The sequence below is a fragment of the Streptomyces sp. SM1 genome, assembly GCF_002910825.1.
GTDB lineage: Bacteria > Actinomycetota > Actinomycetes > Streptomycetales > Streptomycetaceae > Streptomyces > Streptomyces okerensis.
Genome location: NZ_NEUB01000245.1, coordinates 1 through 655 on the forward strand (window position 1 = coordinate 1; position 655 = coordinate 655).

The 655-nt window shown below is 76.9% G+C and carries 1 protein-coding gene; it reads right to left on the reverse strand.

The annotated features are described in order from the left end of the window. The coding region (locus tag B9S61_RS05715; RefSeq protein WP_258039560.1) for a phosphopantetheine-binding protein at window positions 1-655 on the reverse strand (655 nt) is incomplete at both ends.

A 655-nucleotide genomic window follows, 5' to 3' on the forward strand; every position in this document is an offset into this window, starting at 1 on the left:
CCCCAGCCGCGCAGCAGCGCGTCCAGTCGTTCGCCGACCCCGTCGGTGCCGGCCGTTCCGGGCGTCACGGCCGCGAGAAGCACGGCCAGCCGGTCCAGCTCGGCCAGCAGCGGCGAGGGCGGTGCGGGTGCGGCGGACAGCTCCGCGTCCAGGTGTGCGGCGAGTGCGTCGGGCGTCGGGTGGTCGAAGACGACCGTCGGCGGCACGGGCAGCCCGGTCGCCTCGACCAGCACGTTCCGGAATCGCACCGCGAGCATCGAGTCGAAGCCGACCTCGGAGAAGGAGCGCTCCGCGCGCACCGGACCGGTGCCGGGATGGCCCAGGACCGCGGCGGCGTGCCGGATGACCAGGTCTAGTACGGCCTGACGGCGGGCTTGCCGGTCCAGCGGGGCCAGCCGGGCGGCCAGGAGGACGGCGGGGGTGTCCTCGTCGACGCCGGCGGCCGCGCCGGACTCGACGGGCTCCGTTTGGGTACGGGGGACCGCGGCGGCCGTCCGGCCGGGGGCGGGCAGCCAGTACCGGTCGCGCTGGAAGGGGTAGGTGGGCAGCAGGAAGGGTGCGGCGTCCGGGTCGGCGGTTCCCGTCCAGGGCGTCCAGTCCACCGGGCCGCCGCCGCTCGCCCACGCCTCGGTCAGGGAGGCCAGCAGGCGGTCCC